Annotated in this window: 16 protein-coding genes and 1 tRNA gene; 9 read left to right on the forward strand and 8 right to left on the reverse strand. The window is 71.4% G+C overall.

The genetic code is table 11. From position 1 onward, the window contains the following. Positions 1-59 precede the first annotated feature (59 nt). Together ACFV9O_RS06420 and ACFV9O_RS06425 are read right to left on the reverse strand one after the other, a co-directional pair. A complete protein-coding gene (locus ACFV9O_RS06420; RefSeq protein WP_385413067.1) occupies positions 60-1,334 on the reverse strand; it encodes an MFS transporter in 1,275 nt (424 codons plus the stop codon). Positions 1,335-1,658: 324 nt separating this feature from the next. Next, positions 1,659-3,155, reverse strand: a complete 1,497-nt coding sequence (locus tag ACFV9O_RS06425) for a potassium/proton antiporter (protein ID WP_385413279.1) — start codon at positions 3,153-3,155, stop codon at positions 1,659-1,661. A 246-nt stretch (positions 3,156-3,401) separates the two neighbouring features. Here ACFV9O_RS06425 and ACFV9O_RS06430 point away from each other — a divergent pair, with 246 nt between their 5' ends. Then, the gene (locus tag ACFV9O_RS06430) at positions 3,402-6,212 is read left to right on the forward strand and encodes a penicillin acylase family protein (RefSeq protein ID WP_385413069.1); all 2,811 of its coding nucleotides are present in this window, start codon (positions 3,402-3,404) and stop codon (positions 6,210-6,212) included. 57 nt (positions 6,213-6,269) lie between these two features. Here ACFV9O_RS06430 and ACFV9O_RS06435 read toward each other — a convergent pair whose 3' ends face one another. Next, a complete protein-coding gene (locus ACFV9O_RS06435) occupies positions 6,270-6,851 on the reverse strand; it encodes a 5-formyltetrahydrofolate cyclo-ligase (protein ID WP_385413072.1) in 582 nt (193 codons plus the stop codon). 107 nt (positions 6,852-6,958) lie between these two features. Here ACFV9O_RS06435 and galU point away from each other — a divergent pair, with 107 nt between their 5' ends. From galU to ACFV9O_RS06470, 7 genes are all read left to right on the forward strand, one after another. Beyond that, positions 6,959-7,861, forward strand: coding sequence for a UTP--glucose-1-phosphate uridylyltransferase GalU (galU, locus tag ACFV9O_RS06440; protein WP_385413075.1), 903 nt, complete (start codon positions 6,959-6,961; stop codon positions 7,859-7,861). Positions 7,862-7,865: 4 nt separating this feature from the next. After that, complete coding sequence (gene glp / locus ACFV9O_RS06445; protein WP_385413078.1) at positions 7,866-9,236, forward strand: gephyrin-like molybdotransferase Glp; 1,371 nt, start codon at positions 7,866-7,868, stop codon at positions 9,234-9,236. An 80-nt stretch (positions 9,237-9,316) separates the two neighbouring features. Then, entirely contained in the window at positions 9,317-9,808 is a 492-nt protein-coding gene (gene moaC, locus ACFV9O_RS06450; RefSeq protein ID WP_385413081.1) for a cyclic pyranopterin monophosphate synthase MoaC, read from the forward strand. After that, positions 9,805-10,431, forward strand: coding sequence for a molybdenum cofactor biosynthesis protein B (locus ACFV9O_RS06455; protein ID WP_385413083.1), 627 nt, complete (start codon positions 9,805-9,807; stop codon positions 10,429-10,431). The genes moaC and ACFV9O_RS06455 overlap by 4 nt, the downstream gene beginning before the upstream one ends. Positions 10,432-10,448: 17 nt before the next feature. Further along, positions 10,449-11,054 carry a GNAT family N-acetyltransferase gene (locus tag ACFV9O_RS06460; RefSeq protein ID WP_385413086.1) on the forward strand — a complete coding sequence of 202 codons (606 nt, stop codon included), beginning with the start codon at positions 10,449-10,451 and terminating at the stop codon, positions 11,052-11,054. 142 nt (positions 11,055-11,196) lie between these two features. Next, the gene (locus ACFV9O_RS06465) at positions 11,197-12,219 is read left to right on the forward strand and encodes a hypothetical protein (RefSeq protein ID WP_385413089.1); all 1,023 of its coding nucleotides are present in this window, start codon (positions 11,197-11,199) and stop codon (positions 12,217-12,219) included. Positions 12,220-12,329: 110 nt separating this feature from the next. Then, positions 12,330-12,403 (forward strand) — tRNA-Ala (locus ACFV9O_RS06470). 127 nt (positions 12,404-12,530) lie between these two features. Here the strand turns inward: ACFV9O_RS06470 and ACFV9O_RS06475 are convergent. Continuing rightward, positions 12,531-12,926: a hypothetical protein gene (locus ACFV9O_RS06475; RefSeq protein WP_385413091.1), complete on the reverse strand. Its 396-nt coding sequence runs from the start codon at positions 12,924-12,926 to the stop codon at positions 12,531-12,533. Between the two features lie 126 nt (positions 12,927-13,052). Here ACFV9O_RS06475 and ACFV9O_RS06480 point away from each other — a divergent pair, with 126 nt between their 5' ends. After that, positions 13,053-13,772 carry a hypothetical protein gene (locus tag ACFV9O_RS06480; RefSeq protein WP_385413093.1) on the forward strand — a complete coding sequence of 240 codons (720 nt, stop codon included), beginning with the start codon at positions 13,053-13,055 and terminating at the stop codon, positions 13,770-13,772. Between the two features lie 3 nt (positions 13,773-13,775). On the opposite strand, the gene ACFV9O_RS06485 is transcribed toward ACFV9O_RS06480, so the two are convergent. The 4 genes from ACFV9O_RS06485 to ACFV9O_RS06500 all read right to left on the reverse strand — a co-directional run bounded on the left by ACFV9O_RS06485 (position 13,776) and on the right by ACFV9O_RS06500 (position 19,317). After that, entirely contained in the window at positions 13,776-15,833 is a 2,058-nt protein-coding gene (locus ACFV9O_RS06485; RefSeq protein WP_385413096.1) for a phosphocholine-specific phospholipase C, read from the reverse strand. A 187-nt stretch (positions 15,834-16,020) separates the two neighbouring features. Continuing rightward, on the reverse strand, positions 16,021-17,001 hold the full coding sequence (locus tag ACFV9O_RS06490) for a 2-hydroxyacid dehydrogenase (protein ID WP_385413100.1): 981 nt from the start codon (positions 16,999-17,001) through the stop codon (positions 16,021-16,023). Further along, on the reverse strand, positions 16,998-18,167 hold the full coding sequence (locus ACFV9O_RS06495; RefSeq protein ID WP_385413281.1) for a lactate 2-monooxygenase: 1,170 nt from the start codon (positions 18,165-18,167) through the stop codon (positions 16,998-17,000). Before ACFV9O_RS06495 ends, ACFV9O_RS06490 begins: the two co-directional genes overlap by 4 nt. 169 nt (positions 18,168-18,336) lie before the next feature. Continuing rightward, positions 18,337-19,317 carry a trypsin-like serine peptidase gene (locus ACFV9O_RS06500; RefSeq protein WP_385413102.1) on the reverse strand — a complete coding sequence of 327 codons (981 nt, stop codon included), beginning with the start codon at positions 19,315-19,317 and terminating at the stop codon, positions 18,337-18,339. Positions 19,318-19,449 lie beyond the last annotated feature (132 nt).

The raw sequence follows: 19,449 nt of genomic DNA on the forward strand, positions 1-19,449 counted from the left end.
TCCTGGCACTCACACTCTACGAGTGCTAACGACGGTCCATAGTGACGTATTCCGCGGGATCAGTCCACCGTCACCGGCACTCGGTGACCGACACCACGTGCGACCGTACGGCTGTGCGCCCTCGGTGCGAGCCGCGACCGCAGCGCCACCAGAGTGACCAGGGCGAGCGCGGTGCCCACCAACGGGACCACGAATCCGGCGCTCGCACCTTGGGCGTCCGCCAGCCGTCCGGCCACGGTCACCGCGGCCGCCTGGCCCAGCGCCACGGAGCCCGTCAGCCAGGTGAACGCCTCGGTGCGGGCCGACGCCGGCACCAGCGTCTCGACCAGCGTGAAGCCGCTGATCAGCGCGGGTGCGATGAACATGCCGACGACCAGGCCGAGCACCCCGAGCAGCACCACGGAGTGCGCCGCCCACAGCAGGGACGCGGCGGCCGTCAGGCCCGCGTAGCCGAGCAGCAGGCGGCGGCGCGGACCGGACTTCCAGGCGATGGCGCCGACGGCGATGCCCGCCAGCATGTTGCCGGCCGCGAAGAGCCCGTACAGCAGGCCCGTCATGCCGGGCTGCCCGATCTCCTCGGTGAACGCGGTCAGGGAGACCTGCATGCCGCCGAAGACCGAGCCGATGCCCAGGAAGGCCACGGCCAGGGCCCGTACGCCCGGCACGGACAGCGCCGACGTGTGCTGCGTACGCGCCTCCCCGGCGGCCGGGCGGCCGAAGGCGGGCTGCGTACGGCGCTGAGCGGCGAACAGCAGGCCGCCGGCCAGCGTGAGCGCGGCCTCGGCGACCAGACCGGCGGCCGGGTGGACGCCGGTGCACAGGGCCGTGGCCAGGACCGGCCCGACCACGAAGGTGAACTCGTCCGTCACGGACTCGAAGGCCGCGGCCGTCGGCATCAGCCGGGAGCCCCCGACCTTCGCCGCCCAGCGGGCCCGCACCATGGGGCCGACCTGCGGGACCGACGCACCGGTCGGCACGGCCGCCGCGAACAGCGCCCACAGGGGCGCGTCCGCGAGCGCCAGCGCGGTCAGGACGGCGACGGACGCGGTGTGGACGAGGACGCCGGGCACGAGCACGGCGCGCTGGCCGAAGCGGTCGGCGAGCTTGCCGCTCTGCGGCGCGAAGAGCGCCATGGAGACACCGGTGACGGCGGCGACGGCGCCGGCGCTGCCGTACGAGCCGGTGGTGTGCTGGACCAGCAGGACGATGCCGATGGTGAGCATCGCGAAGGGCTGCCGCGCCGCGAATCCGGGAAGCAGGAATGTCCAGGCCCCGGGGGTACGGAGCAGCTGCCCGTAGCCGGGACGCCTGCCAGAAGCGACCGTGGACGCCACGGTCCTTGCCTTTCTGCCGCCTGGTAGCGCTCCCCGGGGTGCCGGGAGCCGCCGAGAGCTGTCCTCTTGCGCGGAACTGCGGTAGATACCGATGCCCACTGCGGGGAGACTCGGCCGCCATACGGTCGCGCCAGCTCTGCTTCAGGCAGAGTTGGTCGATCAATGTGCCTTCATGCTACAGGGACAACAGCTGTCCGGCCTGTGAAATTGCCGACTCGGCCCGATCCACGCCTGCGATTAACCGACCGTTCAGGTGGAGGTTCGAATTCCACTTGAGCCGGCCGCCACCACCTCGGCCCCCCGCTGGTCCACGGGGCCGCCGCCTCAGCCCCCGCTGGTCCCCAGCCAGCCCGCCAGCTTTCCGCCCTGGCCGACCGCGCGCAGCCTTGCCTCCGCCGCGTCCCGCACCGGATCCGTCGCCACCACCAGCAGCTCGTCGCCGCGCCGCAGCACGGTCGACGGGAGCGGTACGAAGCTCTTGCCCTCCCGTACGACGAGGGTGACCGCGGCTCCCTGCGGCAGCCGCAGCTCCGAGACCTCGACGCCGTGCATCCGGGACCTCTCCGGGATCGCGACCGACAGCAGATGTCCGCGCAGCCGTTCGAGCGGCGCCGACTCGATGCCGAGGTCGGCGGCGGCCTCGGCCCCGTCGCCGAGCCGCAGCGCCCTCGCCAGCCAGGGCAGGGTCGGCCCCTGCACCAGCGTGTAGACGACCACCAGCACGAAGACGATGTTGAAGATCCGCTCGCTGCCCTCGATCTGGTACACCATCGGGATCGTCGCCAGGATGATGGGGACGGCGCCGCGGAGACCCGCCCAGGACATCAGCGCCTTCTCCTGCCAGGGCATCCCGAACGGCAGCAGGCTGAGGACGACCGACAGGGGCCGCGCCACCATCGTCAGCACGAGCCCGATGACGACGGCCTTCCAGAAGTCGTGCACCAGCTCGTGGGGGGTCACCAGCAGTCCGAGCAGGACGAACATGCCGATCTGGGCGATCCAGCCGAGTCCGTCCGCGAAGCCCCGGGTGGCGGGCCAGTGCGGCAGCCTGGAGTTTCCGAGCACCATGGCCGCGAGGTAGACGGCGAGGAAGCCGCTGCCGTGGGCGATGGCGCCGGCCGCGTACGCCGTCACGGCGATCGCCATGACGGCGATCGGGTACAGGCCCGACGCGGGCAGCGCCACATGGCGCAGGCCGAATGCGCCGAGGAAGCCCACCGCGAGACCGATGGCCGCGCCGATCGCCAGCTCCAGGACGATCTTCCCGATGAGGAGGTGCCACTGGTCCACGGGCCAGGCCGTCGAGAAGGCGACGACCAGGATGACCACAGGGGCGTCGTTGAAGCCCGACTCCGCTTCCAGCACGCCCGTGACGCGCGACGGCAGGGGCACCTTCCGCAGCACGGAGAAGACCGCGGCCGCGTCCGTCGAGGAGACGACCGCGCCGATGATCATCGCCTGGCGCCACTCCAGTCCGACCAGATAGTGCGCACCGGCCGCCGTGATGCCCACGCTCAGCGCGATGCCGGCCAGCGACAGCGACGCCGCCGCGGGCAGCGCCGGTTTGATCTCCTTCCACTTGGTGCCGAGGCCACCTTCGGCCAGGATCACCACCAGTGCGGCGTAGCCGATCACCTGCGTCAGTTCCGCGTTGTCGAACGCGACGTTGAAGATGCCGTCCTGCCCGATGGCGACCCCGATGCCCAGATAGAGCAGCAGGCTGGGGAGCCCGCTCCGGGACGAGACGCGCACCGCCGCGACGGCGATGAGCAGGACGAGCGAGCAGATGAGCAGGAGTTCATTGAGGTCGTGGACAGTCAGCGGCCGATCCTTCCCCTCGCGCCCGTGGTGCCGGACGGTTCCGCCGGCGGCGACACTTCGTTACCTTACCTAATCTTTAACGTTTTCTTGACGCCGTCCTGATCATCATTCGCTCGTCAGTTCGATGATTTTTGGCCAGCGGCGTTGTTCGTATGGCGTTACTGATACCGCGTCCGGGAGCGTTTCGCGCTGCGCCTATGGTTGCTCCAGCACTCCCTGGTCCACCCTGCCCCTCGAAGGACAGCGATGCCCGCCAACACATCCGCCTCTTCGGCTGACAAGCCCGGCAAGAAGAAGGGGCGACGCGCCCGTCTGATCGTCCTGGTCCTGGTGCTGGCGCTGGTCGGGGGCGTCGGCTACGGCTCGTACTGGAGCGTCAGCACCGTGCGCGCCTCCATCCCGCAGACCACCGGCACGATCAAGCTCAAGGGCCTGTCGAGCCCCGTCGACGTCAAGCGCGACGGGAACGGCATCCCGCAGATCTACGCGAGCAGCGACGAGGACCTCTTCAAGGCCCAGGGCTACGTCCACGCCCAGGACCGCTTCTGGGAGATGGACGTGCGGCGCCATGTGACCGCCGGCCGGCTCTCCGAGATGTTCGGCGCCGGGTCGGTCAAGACGGACGCCTTCCTGCGCACGCTCGGCTGGCGCAAGGTCGCCCAGCAGGAGTACGACAGCGTTCTGTCGGACGAGACGAAGAAGAACCTGCAGGCTTACGCGGACGGCGTCAACGCCTATCTGGCGGGGCGGGCCAACGAGGACATCTCCGTCGAGTACGCCGCCCTCGGCTTCACCAACGACTACAAGCCCGAGAAGTGGACGCCCGTCGACTCCGTGGCCTGGCTCAAGGCCATGGCCTGGGACCTGCGCGGCAACATGCAGGACGAGATCGACCGATCGCTGATGACCAGCAGGCTGAACACGCAGCAGATCAAGGAGCTGTACCCGGCCTATCCGTACGAGCTGCACCAGCCGGTCGTCAAGGACGGCGCCGTCGACCCCGCCTCCGAGAAGTGGGACCCGAAGGCCGAGCCGTCCTCGGAATCCGACTCCGACTCGTCGACGGGATCGGCGGGGTCGCCGGGCAGCGGTTCGAACGTGTCCCAGCAGGGCACGCAGGGCAGCCAGGATGGCCAGGGTCAGCAGGGCATGCAGTCCCAGCTCTCCGCGCTCTCCGATTCCCTCGACGACGTCCCGGCGCTCCTCGGCCCGAACGGCAACGGCATCGGCTCCAACTCCTGGGTCGTCTCCGGCGCGCTCACGACCACCGGTAAGCCGCTGCTGGCCAACGACCCGCACCTCGCGCCGCAGCTGCCCTCCCTCTGGTCCCAGATGGGCCTGCACTGCCGCACGGTCTCCGACAAGTGCCGGTACGACGTCGCGGGGTACACCTTCTCCGGAATGCCGGGCGTGATCATCGGTCACAACCAGGACATCGCCTGGGGCTTCACCAACCTCGGTGCCGACGTCACGGACCTCTACCTGGAGAAGATCTCCGCGACCGGCTACCTCTCCGGCAGCAGGACCAAGCCGTTCACGACCCGCGAGGAGATCATCAAGGTCGCGGGCGGCGAGAGCCACACCATCCTGGTCCGCGAGACCGAGCACGGCCCGCTGGTCTCCGACCGCAGCGAGGAGCTGGAGGGCGTCGGCAAGCGCGCCCCCGTCAAGACCTCCGCCCCGGACCGCCCCGAGGGCTACGGCGTCGCGCTGCGGTGGACCGCGCTGGACCCGGGCAAGTCCATGGACGCCGTCTTCAAGCTCAACCGGGCCAAGGACTGGACCGGCTTCCGGGCCGCCGCGAAGGACTTCGAGGTCCCGTCCCAGAACCTGATCTACGCCGACACCAAGGGGAACATCGGCTACCAGGCACCCGGCAGGATCCCGGTGCGCGCCAAGGGTTTCGACGGCTCGGTGCCGACCCCCGGCTGGGACCGGACGTCCGGCTGGAAGAAGGACTACATCCCCTTCGAGGAGCTGCCGTACGAGTACAACCCGAAGCGCGGCTACATCGTGACGGCCAACCAGGCCGTCGTGGACGCGAAGAAGTACCCGTACCTGATCACCACGGACTACGGCTACGGCTCCCGCAGCCAGCGGATCAACGACCTCATCGACTTGAAGACCAAGGACGGCGGGAAGATCTCCACGGACGACATGCGCACCATGCAGATGGACAACAGCAGCGAGATCGCCAAGGAGCTGACGCCGCATCTGCTGAAGATCGACATCTCCGACCCGTACGTGCGGGAGGCGCAGAAGCTGCTGGAGGGCTGGGACTACACCCAGGAGCCGGACTCCGGGGCCGCGGCCTACTTCAACGCCGTGTGGCGCAACGTCCTCAAGCTGGCCTTCGGCAACAAGCTGCCCAAGGAGCTGCGCGTCGAGGGCGAGTGCCTCAACGTGTCTCCCGTGGACAACACGGGACCGGTCGACGACCTGCACCGGCTCGTGCGCGAGTGCGGCCAGCGCGACGCCGAGTCGGCCCAGCCGGACGGCGGCGACCGCTGGTACGAGGTGGTGCGCGGGCTGCTGAAGCCGGAGAACGAGACCAGCGAGTGGTGGCAGACCCCGCCGAACCGCAACGAGATCGGCACCGCGACCCGTGACGACCTGCTCAAGCGGGCCATGGACGACGCCCGCTGGGAACTCACCGCCAAGCTCGGCAAGGACGTCTCCACCTGGAGCTGGGGCCGGCTGCACCAGCTGACGCTGAAGAACCAGACGCTCGGCACCGAGGGGCCCGGCGCCCTGCAGTGGATGCTCAACCGCGGCCCGTGGAACCTGGGCGGCGGCGAGGCCGCCGTGAACGCGACCGGCTGGAACGCGGCGGGCGGCTACGAAGTGATCTGGGTGCCGTCGATGCGGATGGTCGTCAACGTGGGGGACTGGGACAAGTCCCGCTGGATAAATCTGACCGGCGCCTCCGGGCACGCCTACAGCGCGCACTACACGGACCAGACCGACAAGTGGGCCAAGGGCGAGCTGCTGGACTGGGCCTACGGGGACAAGGCGGTCGAGGCGGCGACGCAGGACACGCTCGTGCTCAGGCCGTGAACGTGCTCGGGCCGTGAATGTGCTCGGGCCGTGAACGTGCCGAGGCCGTGAACGTGCTCAGGCCGTGAAACGGCGGACGCCCTCGGGCGTCACCACCGCGTGCACGGGGTGGTCGTGCGGTTCCTCCGGGACCCGGGCGACCACCTCGTTCGCGTACAGGAGCACCACGAGGGCCGGGTGGGCGGAGGCCGCTTCGAGGCGGGCGAGCACGCGGTCGTACGAGCCGCCGCCGCGGCCGAGCCGCATCCCGCGCTCGTCCACAGCGAGGCCGGGCAGCAGCACGGTGTCCGCATTCAGTACGGCCTTGTGGCCGAGCCGCGGTCCGTCCGGTTCCAGCAGACCCCTCCGCGCCGACACGAGATGCTCCGCGCCCTCGTACTCCGCCCAGTCGAGATCGTTGTCGTCCAGGAGCACCGGGAGGAGCACGCGCACGCCCCGCTCGCGCAGCGCGTCGAGCAGCGCGCGGGTGCCCGGCTCGCGCCCCACCGACACATAGGCGGCCACGGTGCGGACGGCGGCGAGTTCGGGGAGCTCGAGCGCGTGCCGCGCGAGAACCAGCGAGGCCTCACGGACGTCCTCAGGGGACAGCAGGCGTCGTGCGTCGAGGAGTTCACCCCGTACCGCGCTCTTTCCGGACATGTCCGCACCCACAGCAACCTCACAAACCGTAGTCAATATGCCTTTATGAGGAGAAAGTTAACCGGAGGCTAATCTTCCGCCCATACGCAGCGGATATGGTGCTCCGCATGACTCAGTCGCACCCCAGGATCAGCAAGGCTGTCATCCCTGCCGCAGGCCTCGGAACCCGGTTCCTGCCCGCAACGAAAGCCACTCCCAAAGAGATGCTGCCTGTCGTCGACAAGCCCGCCATCCAGTACGTCGTCGAAGAGGCGGTGGGCGCCGGTCTCACGGACGTCCTCATGGTCACCGGTCGCAACAAGCGTCCCCTCGAGGACCACTTCGACCGCAACTACGAGCTGGAGGAGGCGCTGAGGCGCAAGGGCGACGCCCAGCGTCTCGCCAAGGTCCAGGAGTCCAGCGACCTCGCCACTATGCACTACGTGCGCCAGGGCGACCCCAGGGGCCTCGGCCACGCCGTGCTGTGCGCCGCCCCGCACGTGGGCGACCAGCCCTTCGCGGTGCTCCTCGGCGACGACCTGATCGACCCGCGCGACCCGCTGCTGTCCCGGATGGTCGACATCCAGGAGCGCGAGGGCGGCAGCGTCATCGCCCTGATGGAGGTCGAGCCCGCCCAGATCCACCTCTACGGCTGCGCCGCCGTCGAGCCCACCGGCGACGACGACGTCGTCAAGGTGACCGACCTCGTCGAGAAGCCCGATCCCGCCGACGCGCCGAGCAACTACGCGATCATCGGCCGGTACGTGCTCGACCCCGCCGTCTTCGAGATACTCCGCAAGACCGAGCCGGGCCGCGGGGGCGAGATCCAGCTCACCGACGCCCTCCAGAAACTCTCCGCCGACGAGAAGATCGGGGGCCCGGTCCACGGCGTCGTCTTCAAGGGCCGCCGGTATGACACCGGCGACCGAGGCGACTACCTCCGTGCCATTGTCCGACTCGCGTGCGAACGTGAAGACCTGGGCCCGGACTTCCGGACCTGGCTTCGCCGTTACGTCACCGAGGAGATGTAGCACTGTGAGCAGCACGGCAACACCGTCCACCGGCCAGGGCCGCTCGGGCGGTCCGGACGCGGCCACCCCTGGGGGCACCGCGCCGCTGTGGTCCGTGGACGAGCATCTGGACGACATCCTCGGCGCGATCCGCCCGCTCGACCCCATCGAGCTGCAGCTGGCCGACGCCCAGGGCTGTGTCCTGGTCGAGGACGTGAGCGTCCCGGTCGCCCTGCCGCCCTTCGACAACAGCTCGATGGACGGGTACGCGGTCCGGGTCGCCGATGTCGCGGGCGCGAGCGAGGAGTTCCCGGCGGTCCTCACGGTCATCGGCGATGTGGCCGCGGGCAGCGGCGAGCCGCCCACCGTGGGCCCCGGACAGGCCGCCCGCATCATGACCGGCGCCCCGCTGCCGCCCGGCGCCGAGGCCGTCGTTCCCGTCGAGTGGACCGACGGCGGCGCGGGCTCCGGGGCGGCGGCGACCATGCGCCCCGCCGGTGCCGCGCCCGAGGGCGCGAGCGGAGAGGTCCGGGTCCACCGGCCCGCGCAGGCCCGCGCGCACGTCCGCGCGCGCGGCAGCGACGTCCAGGCCGGCGATCTCGCGCTCGCCGAGGGCACGGTCCTCGGCCCGCCGCAGATCGGCCTGCTCGCCGCCATCGGCCGCGGCACCGTGCGGGTGCGCCCCCGCCCGCGCGTCGTCGTGCTCTCCACCGGCAGCGAACTGGTCCAGCCCGGCGAGGAGCTGGGCGAAGGCAAGATCTACGACTCGAACAGCTACGCGCTCACCGCCGCCGCCCGTGACGCCGGAGCCATCGCCTACCGCGTCGGCGCGGTCACCGACGACGCCGACGAGCTGCGCGCCACGATCGAGGACCAGCTCATCCGTGCCGATCTGCTGGTCACCACGGGCGGCGTCAGCGTCGGCGCGTACGACGTCGTCAAGGAGGCGCTCTCCTCGGTCGGCGACGAGGACGAGCCGGGCAGCGGGATCGACTTCCGCAAGCTCGCCATGCAGCCGGGCAAGCCGCAGGGCTTCGGCTCGATCGGCCCCGAGCACACCCCGCTGCTCGCGCTCCCGGGCAACCCCGTCTCGTCGTACGTGTCCTTCGAGCTCTTCGTGCGCCCCGCCATCCGTGCGCTGATGGGCCTGAAGGACGTGCACCGCCCGCGCGTGCGCGCCGAGCTGCGCGCCGACAAGGCGCTGCTGTCGCCCGCCGGGAAGCGTCAGTTCCTGCGCGGTGCCTACGATGCGGAGAAGGGCACCGTCACCCCGGTCGGCGGCAGCGGGTCGCACCTGATCGCGGCCCTCGCCCGTGCCGACTCGCTCATCGTGGTCCCCGAGGACGTCACGTCCCTGGAGCCGGGCACCGAGACGGAGGTGGTCCTGCTCGGCTGACCGGGTGGTGGTCCTGCTCGGCTGGGCGCCGCGCCGTGGCGGTACGGTGTCTGACCACACAGTGACCGGGAGCCACAGCAATGAGCGCGCAGCAAGGACTCACACACATCGACGAGGCGGGCGCGGCCCGGATGGTCGACGTCTCCGAGAAGAGCGTCACCGCGCGCACCGCCCGCGCCAGCGGCCGGGTCCTCGTCTCGCCGCGCGTCGTCGAGCTCCTGCGGGGCGAGGGAGTCCCCAAGGGCGACGCCCTCGCCACCGCCCGTATCGCGGGGATCATGGGTGCCAAGCGCACCCCCGACCTGATCCCGCTCTGCCACCCGCTGGCCGTCTCGGGCGTGAAGCTGGACCTGACCGTGGCGGACGACGCCGTGGAGATCCTCGCGACGGTGCGGACGACGGACCGCACCGGCGTCGAGATGGAGGCCCTGACCGCGGTGTCCGTGGCCGCGCTGACCGTCGTCGACATGATCAAGGCGGTCGACAAGGCGGCCGTCATCTCCGACATCCGGGTGGAGGAGAAGACCGGCGGCAAGTCCGGCGACTGGTCGCGTACGGGGGCCGGACAGTGAGCCCCCGCGGCGGCGAGGTCCACAGCCATGCGCACGCGGCCACGTCCTCCCGGCCCGACGAGCCCGCGCGCCCGGCGCGGCGTGCCCTCGTCGTCACGGCCTCCAACCGCGCCTCCGCCGGTGTCTACGAGGACAAGGGCGGCCCGCTCCTCGCCGAGGGTCTGGCAGGCATGGGCTTCGAGGTCGACGGCCCGCGGGTCGTTCCCGACGGCGACCCGGTCGAGGCGGCCCTGCGCGAGGGTGTCGCCGCGGCGTACGACGTCATCCTCACCACCGGCGGCACCGGAGTCTCGCCCACCGACCGCACGCCCGACGCCACCCGCCGGGTTCTTGACTACGAGATCCCCGGCATCCCGGAGGCGATCCGGGCGTACGGCCTGGCCAAGGTCCCCACGGCGGCGCTCTCCCGGGGCCTGGCCGGTGTGGCGGGCGGTCGCACCCTGATCGTCAATCTGCCGGGTTCTACGGGTGGGGTACGGGACGGGCTCGCGGTGCTCGGCCGGATCCTGCCGCACGCCGTCGACCAGATCGCCGGCGGTGATCACCCCAGAGCCGCGGACGGCGACGCCGGTCACGCCGACGCCGCGTCCGGTCCTACCGGTCCCACCGGGAGTCCACGCTGAACGCCCCGTCCTGGCCCGTGGTCCTGACGGACGGTGATGTCACCCTCCGCCCGATAAAGCTGCGCGACCAGCGCGCCTGGCGCGAGGTGAACCGGCGCAACCGCGACTGGCTGCGCCCCTGGGAGGCGACCGTCCCCCCGCCCGCCCCCGGCGCCCCGTTCGCCCAGCGCCCCACGTACCGCCAGATGGTCCGCCATCTGCGCGCCGAGGCCAACGCCGGCCGGATGCTCCCGTTCGTGGTCGAGTACAAGGGTGAGCTCGTCGGCCAGCTCACCGTCGCGGGGATCACCTGGGGCTCGATGTGCTCGGGCCATGTCGGCTACTGGGTCGACCGCGAGGTCGCGGGCCGCGGGGTGATGCCGACGGCCGTCGCGCTCGCCGTCGACCACTGCTTCCGTACGGTCGGACTGCACCGCATCGAAGTGTGTATTCGCCCCGAGAACGGGCCGAGCCGCAGGGTCGTCGAGAAACTCGGTTTCCGCGAAGAGGGACTCCGCCCCCGCTATCTCCACATCGACGGTGCGTGGCGGGACCATCTGGTCTTCGCACTGACGGCCGAAGAGGTGCCGGAAGGGCTGCTGCGGCGCTGGCACCAGGCACGACCCGCGCGACACGAGAAATAAAATAACTGTTCGAATTCAATCGGCACTCGATCACCGAGCGATCTGAAGAATCACAAAAAAAGTCAGTGATATCAGCCAGATCGTGCGACACACCGGGCCAATTGGCCGATGCCCTCGTGCGAACCCCTCTACGGTGTGATGCGTGAGCAGCAGCGGCCTCATCTACGCAGTCATCGTCGGGGCCTGGGCCGCCTACTTGGTGCCGATGTGGCTCCGCAGGCAGGACGAGCTCAACGAAGCCCGTCCGACGGAACGCTTCAGCACCGCCATCCGGCTGCTGTCCGGACGGGCGGGAATGGAGCGCCGGTACGCCAAGGAGCTGCGCGAGCGCACCGCCGAGGAGGAGGCGCCCGCCGACGCCGACCCGGATGCCGAGACGGACCGATTGAGTTCCGTCGACGTCCGGGCCTTCGCCGCGCCTCCGGCCCATACGGAAGCCCGCATCCGGCCTCCGGCGCGCGCCCCCCGCCCGAGTGCTCCGGCCGCCGGTGCGGCCGCCGCGCGCGCCCGGCGCTCGAAGGTCCTCGCGCGCCGACGGCGCACCACGGTGATCCTCTTCCTCGCCTTCACGTTCGGCGCGATCGTCGCCGCGGTCGGCGGCATCCGCTTCCTCTGGGCGCCCGCGGCCCCGGCGGTCCTGCTGACCGCGTACATCGCGCATCTACGCGTGCAGGAGCGCCGCCGCTTCGTCTACGTCATGGACCGGCGCCGCGCCGAGGCGGCTGCCCAGCGCCTGCGCGAGCGCCGCCGGCCGGCCGCGGCCGCGGAGCCGGACGAGGAGCCCGAGGACCGCCCCGAGCCCGAACCCGCCCCCGCGGTCTCCCCGCAGGAGGCGGGCCGCCGTGCCCTGGTCGAGCAGACCGACCACGCCGAGTGGGTCGACCAGCAGCGCGACCCGGGCCCGGCCCGAGGCGACAGCTGGGACCCGGTCCCGGTCCCCCTCCCGACGTATGTCACGGCCCCGGTCGCCCCGCGCGCCACCAGCGGCATCGACATCACGGATCCGGAGACCTGGAGCTCGGCCCGCTCCTCCCCGGCCGAACCCTCCACCCCGGCCCCTCCGCGCCAGCGCACCGCCCCTCCGCGCCGCACCCGCGACCACGGCCGCACTCCGCTCTTCGACCAGTACGCGGACGACGACCGCCCCCGCGCGGCCAACGAGTGAGACCTGCGGCGCGCGCCGCGACATGACCTGCGGAACCGTGCCCCGGCTGACCAGCGAGGAACGGATTTCCAAGCACCCCGATCGGGATGCTAAGGTTTCACTCGTTGCAAGGGCCTGTGGCGCAGACTGGTAGCGCACCTCGTTCGCATCGAGGGGGTCAGGGGTTCAAATCCCCTCAGGTCCACAACAGGTCAGAGCCCCTGTCGGAGATGTCCGGCAGGGGCTCTGTCGTGCTGCTGGGAGGCGGCCAGGACGACCGCGACGCCGACGACATTCGGGGCGGTACCGCTCCGCGAGGTCGGCTGCTGAGGTCAGGCCAGGAGAGACACGAAGCCGCCGCGAGAGGTGCCCGAGCCCAGCAGATGGGCCCAATCGAGCACGTCGGGCAGCTGCTCGAGGGACAGGACGACCGCGCCACCGGCCTGTTCGGCGTCCGTGCACCAGTCGGCCATGTCACCCGGCTCGGTGCTCGCGCCGGTCCCGTCGAGCACGGGCGCGACGAGGGCGGGGACGACGAGTCCGTGCTCGCCCGGACCGTCCACGACACACAGGGTGAGCTGGGGGACGATGCTCCATCCCTCGCACCGGGGCACCGCCCCATCGGGTGCGGTCAGGACCGGCAGGGCGTCGTGGACGGGGGCGTCGGACAGCAGGAGCGCGGGAGTGGCACCCCGAACGAACAGGGTTTTCTCGGGGTTCAGAAGCACCGGACCACTCTTGCAGGTCGTGGTGGTCGTGCGGATCGGCGGGGCCGGACGCGGCCCGTCTGCGCGACGCCCCGGCCCTTGGCGGAGCGCCGGACCCGTCCGGGGACTCCCGCCTACGATCGCACCGTGAAGCCGATAACCAGGGCGGTGCGCGTCGTTGTGTCGGATCGGGCGCAGCTGTCCGCCTTTCCCGGGCATCCCTCGTCGTACGAGATCACCGACCCGGACGAGGTAGGGGAGTTGGTGGCCGTACTGGCGGACGCCCCGGACCAGCCCGCCGACTTCGAGTGCATGTGCCAGGAGGAGCGCGGGCTCAGGCCGTACGACGCGGCCGGTCAGCGCATCCGCAGCTTCGAGGGGCACTGGCCGGGGCTGCTGGATCCCGCGGACCCGGGGAGCGTTCCCGGTCGGCAGCGGGCCGCTTGGGCGGCGGCGGCACCGGAGGCGCTGTGGGTGTATGCCGAGGGGTGGGCGCGGGGCGAGGTTCCCGAGGCCGGTGGGGTGCGGGGTGTGCCGCTCGGGCTGGTGCTCAGGTGGCTGGCGGCGCCGGTGGGCGGTCGGGGCGCCGCGCGGATGGTGGCACGGCTCGCGCCTCTCGCCTTGCTGGAGGCGGCGACGACGGAGGAGCTGGCCTGGGCGGTGCGGGAGACCGACGCGACAGGGCTGGACGGGGCCGTGGAGTTCTTCGCGAGCGAGGGGTCCACGGCCAGGCACCCGAAGAAGCGCAGGGTCGGGGCCACGGCGCGGGATCTGCTGCTCAGGCATGCGCGCACGCGCCGCCCCGAGCACCTCGCGGTGCTGGAGCGGCGCGTGCTGCGCGCGGTCGGCGACCGGATCAGTCGCTGAGGGTCAGTCGGTGAGGATGCCCGGGTCGGACAGGCCCGGGGCACCCGTCTCGACGTGGCCCGCGAAGCGGCGCACGAAGTCGGCCGTGGTGGTGGAGGTGACCGTCACGTCGTACCAGTTGCGGCAGCCGCTCAGGTCGACCGAGTGCGTGACCGTCGCGCCCTTGCGGACCGTGACGGTCCGGGGGGTGCCGCCGTAGGCGTTGGCGACGGTGAGCTGGGCGTCGGCGGTGGCGGCGTTGGTGAAGGTCAGGTCGAGGTTGCCGGTGGCCGCGTTGTGGCGGGCGCTGACCTCCGGGCCCGCCGTCCTGCCGGGGTTGCGGAAGCGGCGCAGGAAGCCGTTCGGGCCGTGGACGGTAAGGTCCGTGACGCCCTTCGAGTACTTCGTGTTCCAGCTGTCCTCGATCGACTTGCCCGCCTCGGCCGTGTACGTCCAGGGGGCGTCCGTACGGTTCGCCGACGTGACGTAGAACTGCGCGCCCGCGGCCGCGCCGCCGCTGAAGGCGAGCCGGTACTTGCCGGTGCCGATGTCGGCGGAACCGTCCACGTACGGGGCGTACTTGAGCGGACGGGTGGGCTTGCTGCCCGGCTCCTGGCGGGGCATCGTGCCGACGGCCGGGGCGGGGGCCAGGAAGTCGGGGTGGCGGTCGCGGTCGGGCGGGTAGTAGCCGGCGGTCGGCGGCAGTTCGGCCGGCGCCGTCTCCGTACGCGCGAAGTCGAAGGCGGAGGTCAGGTCGCCGCAGACGGCGCGCCGCCAGGGCGAGATGTTCGGTTCCTGCACCCCGAAGCGGCGCTCGATGAAGCGGATGATCGAGGTGTGGTCGAAGGTCTCGGAGCAGCTGTAGCCGCCGGTGCTCCAGGGGGAGACGACGATCATGGGTACGCGGGGGCCGAGGCCGTACGGTCCGGCGACGTAGCCCGACGCGCCCGGGAACCAGTCAAGGGTGGTCGGGGTCGTGGACAGGCCCTGGGCGGCCCCGGCCGGCACGTACGGCGGCACGACGTGGTCGAAGAAGCCGTCGTTCTCGTCGTAGGTGATGAAGAGGGCGGTGCGGGCCCACACGTCGGGGTTCGACGTCAGGGCGTCCAGGACCTGCGCGACGTACCAGGCGCCGTAGTTGGACGGCCAGTTGGAGTGCTCGGAGAACGCCTCGGGGGCGGCGATCCAGGAGATCTTCGGGAGCCGGCCCGCCTGGACGTCGGCGCGGAGCACGTCGAAGAAGCCGTCGCCGTTCTTGGCGTCGGTGCCGGTGCGGGCCTTGTCGTACAGCGGGTTGCCGGGCTGGGCGGTGCGGTACTTGTTGAAGTACAGCAGGGAGTTGTCGCCGTAGTTGCCGCGGTAGGCATCGCTGATCCAGCCCCAGGAGCCGGCGGCGTCGAGTCCGTCGCCGGTGTCCTGGTAGATCTTCCAGGAGATCCCGGCGGCTTCGAGGCGCTCGGGGTAGGTGGTCCAGTCGTACCCGGCCTCGGCGTTGTTGAGGACAGGTCCGCCGCCCTTGCCGTCGTTGCCGGTGTGGCCCGTCCACATGTAGTAGCGGTTCGGGTCGGTGGAGCCGATGAAGGAGCAGTGGTACGCGTCGCAGATGGTGAAGGCGTCGGCGAGCGCGTAGTGGAACGGGATGTCCTCGCGCGTCAGGTACGCCATGGTGGTGGCCGTCTTCGCGGGCACCCACTGGTCGTACTTGCCCTGGTTGAAGGCCTTCTGGCCGCCCGCCCAGTCGTGGTTGAGGCCCTGGAGGAACTCCATGCCGAGGTCGTCACCCGGCGGCCGGAACGGCAGGGTCACCTTCTTGCCGTCCGCCTGGTTCCAGACGGACTTGCCGCTGGGCAGGGTGACGGGGCGGGGGTCGCCGAAGCCCCGTACGCCCTTCATCGTACCGAAGTAGTGGTCGAAGGAACGGTTCTCCTGCATCAGGACGACGACGTGCTCGACGTCCTGGAGCGTGCCGGTGCTGCCCTGGGCGGGGATGGCGGCCGCCCGGGCGATGCTGTCGGACAGCATGGTGAGCGCGGTGGCGCCACCTGCCAGCTGCAGGAAGCGACGACGGTTGAGTTCTGCCATGGGTGAGTTGACCTCTGCTAGTGGGAGACTGGCGAGGGGCGCCCCAAGGACAGCGCGCGCGGGGTACTTCCCGGAGGACGCCTCGTGACAGCCCGCGGTACGGCCGGCGAACGCCGTGGGCGCCGGATGCCTCCGCCCCCTTCGGTCCCCGGCCCGAGCCGGGTTCCGGCCGGACCCGGGCCGGCCGCTACGGCATCACGTCCCGCAGCGGTTTGCCGTCCAAGTGGTCGATCACGTTCTGGACGGCGGCCAGCGCGATGCGGACCAGGGTCTCGCGGGTGACGCCGGCGACGTGGGGGGAGAGAACGACGTTCGGGGACTTGAGCAGACGGAGGGCCGCGGTCGGGGGCTCGGGGTCGAAGACGTCGATGCCCGCGCCCGCCAGGGTGCCGGAGGACAGGGCGTCGGCGAGGGCGTCCTGGTCGACGAGCGCGCCGCGGGCGGTGTTGACGAGGAAGGCCGTGGGCTTGAGGAGGGCGAGGCGGGTCGCGTCGATGAGATGGCGGGTCCCGTCGGTCAGCGGGGCGTGGAGGGTGACGTAGTCGGAGGCGCGCAGCAGGTCGTCGAGGGGGACGTGGCGCGCCCCGCCGAGCCGGGCCTCGGTCTCCTGCGCGGCGCGCCTCGGACCGGCGTAGAGGATCCGCATGTCGAACGCGACCGCGCGGCGGGCCACTTCCTCGCCGATGTGGCCGAGGCCTACGATGCCGAGCGTCTTGCCCGAGAGTTCGGTGATCGACTGCTGGAGCCGCGGCAGGGCCCAGTCGGCGTCGACGAGGGCGGTGTGGGCGGGGATCAGCTGTTTGGCGAGGGCGAGCATGAGGGCGAAGGTCTGCTCGGCCACGTTCTGCTGCTCGGCGCCGCTGGAGCCGATGGTGCAGACGGGGACGGCACGGGCGCGCGCGGCGCCCGTGTCGACGTAGTCGTAGCCGTGGCTCGCGCACTGGACGAGTTCCAGGCCGGGGGCGGCGGCGATGTGCTCCGCGGTCACCGGGCCGAGCCCGGTGAGGATGACGTGCGCGTCGCGCAGGGCGGCCGGGTCCTCGTCCGTCGCCTCGACGACCGTCACCCGGGCGCCGGGCAGGAGGCCGGCGAGGGCGGCCCCGGCCGTACGGCCCCCGACGTGGGGGGAGATGACGGCGAGGACGTTCTTGGCGGCGGTCGTGGTCATGCGGATTCCTTCACGAGATCGTCGGCGGTCAGCGACCCCGGGCCCGCGTGGCCCGACAGCGCCAGCGTGAGGTCGAGTTCGGCGAGCAGACAGCGGATGACGTGGTCGACGCCCGCCTGTCCGTCGAGGCCGAGGCCGTACGCGTACGGTCGGCCGAGCAGCACCGCGCGGGCGCCCAGCGCGAGGGCCTTGGCGATGTCGTCGCCCGTGCGTATGCCGCTGTCGAAGAGCACGGTCAGCCGGTCGCCGGCCGCTTCGACGACGCGCGGCAGCGCGTCGGCCGCCGCGACGGAACCGGCCACCTGGCGGCCGCCGTGGTTCGAGACCACCACGCCGTCCATGCCCGCGTCGGCGGCGCGGCGGGCGTCGTCCGGGTGCAGGATGCCCTTGAGCACGATCGGGCCGTCCCAGTGCTCGCGCAGGAAGGCCAGGTCCGGCCAGGTCTTGGCGGGGTCGGCGAACATGCCGACGAAGTGCATCACGGCCGCGTTCGGATCCTCGTGCACCGGCTTGGCCAGGCCCGCATGGAAGGCGGGGTCGGAGAAGTAGTTCGCCGTGCCGACGCCGTGGAGGAAGGGGAGGTAGGCCTGGTCCAGATCGCGTGGACGCCAGGCCAGCAGCGGGGTGTCCAGGGTGACGAACAGCGCCGTGAACCCGGCCGCCTTCGCCCGCGCCAGGAAACTCGCCGTCACCTCGCGGTCCTTGGCCCAGTACAGCTGGAACCACCGCTCGCCGTCGCCCATCGCCTCGGCGACCTGCTCCATCGGCGTGCTCGACGCCGAGGACAGGATGTACGGCACGCCGCGCGCCGCGGCCGCACGCGCGGCGGCCGGCTCCGCGTCCGGGTGCATGATCGACAGTACGCCGACGGGGGCGAGGGCCAGCGGGGCCGGGATCGTCCGCCCCAGCACCTCCACCGTCAGGTCGCGTTCGTGCACGTCGCGCAGCATGCGCGGCACGATCCGCCAGCGGTCGAGGGCGTCGCGGTTGGCGCGCGCGGTGCTGCCGCTGCCGGCGCTGCCCGCGACATAACCGAACGGGCCGGGGCCGAGCCGGTGTTCGGCGAGCTCCTCCAGCCGGGTCAGATCGGTGGGCAGCCGCGGCACGGCCCCCGTCATACCGTTCAGATAGATCTCGTACTGGAAGTCCGCCCAGTGCGTCGCCATCCGTACGTCCGCCTCTCGTCCCTGGGGCTCCGCCGCGCGACCGCGCTGTGCGATCGCGCTGCTGTACGAGCCGATCATGGCGACGGCGGGCACGTCCGTCCATGGTCGTGCGGTGTCGTGCACTGTCGAGCGGAGTCGTGCGGTGTCCATGGACGGACGTGCCCAGGGCTCAGGACACCTGTGCCTTGTCGTACAGCGCCTTCGCGTCATTGCCGAAGTACGGTCCGAACATCCGGTTCGGCAGGAAGGTGTAGCCGAAGCTGTTCACCGAGACCTGGAGACCGGTGCCGGCCGTCTCGCTGAAGCCGGTGAACCAGGGGCCGCCGCTGGAGCCGCCCGTCATGTTGCAGCCCAGGCTGTGGTCCTGCGAGAACAGGAAGTCGCGCGAACTGTTCCCGCTGCAGTGGATCAGCTTCGTGCCGTCGTACGGGGACGCGGCCGGGAAGCCGAACGCGTACATCTGCTTGTTGTAGCCGCCGTTGAACTGGATGCCCTGCGCGCCGGTGACCGAGGTGAGCGTCTGGCCGTTCAGCGGGGCGACGACCGCGGCGCCGACGTCGTAGTTGATGTCCTCGCTTGCCTCCCACTGCGGGGTGGTGAGCGTCTTCGAGGCGGTCCACTGGCCGTACGGGGCCTGGCCGTTGTTGTACGCGGGCACGAAGACCCAGTTGGTGTGCCAGCTGCCCTGGTACTTGACGCAGTGCCCGGCCGTGATGACCGTGCTGGCGTTCTGGCTGGTCACGGCGTTGCCGGAGCAGGATGCCGTACGGCCCTGGAAGGTGAAGAACACCCGGCCGGAGGTTTTCACGACGGCGCCGCCGCCCGTCCAGGGGCCGCCCGCCTGCGGGAAGGCGGTGGGGCCGACGGCGGCGGATCCGGCGGCGGGAGTGGGCGCTACGGTCGTCGCCGCGCCGCCGGACTTCGGGGCCTTGAGGCTCTTCAGCGCGCTCGCGCCGAGGTGCAGATCGAGCGGGACGGCGCTCCGCATCCGGTCCGCGGTCCAGAAGGCGGCCGCCTGCTGCTGTACGGCGGCCGGGACTTCATGGGCGGGAAGCGGGGCGGGAGTGGCCGCGTTGGCGGTCGTCAGGCCGCCCGTGAGCAGGGCTCCGACGGCTAACAGAATGCCTGCGGCTGTGCGATGGCGTCTCACGCATGTCTCCTTCTGCCGTGGCAGGTGTGGGGATGAGAACGGTGCGGATCGGCGTGCGTGAGGCAGGGTGCCACGGAGCGGGGCGTTCTGTCAGGAGCGCGTCAGAGACTTCTGGGGCGCCAGTGGCTTCGG

This window comes from Streptomyces sp. NPDC059909 (genome assembly GCF_042730885.1).
Lineage (GTDB): Bacteria > Actinomycetota > Actinomycetes > Streptomycetales > Streptomycetaceae > Streptomyces.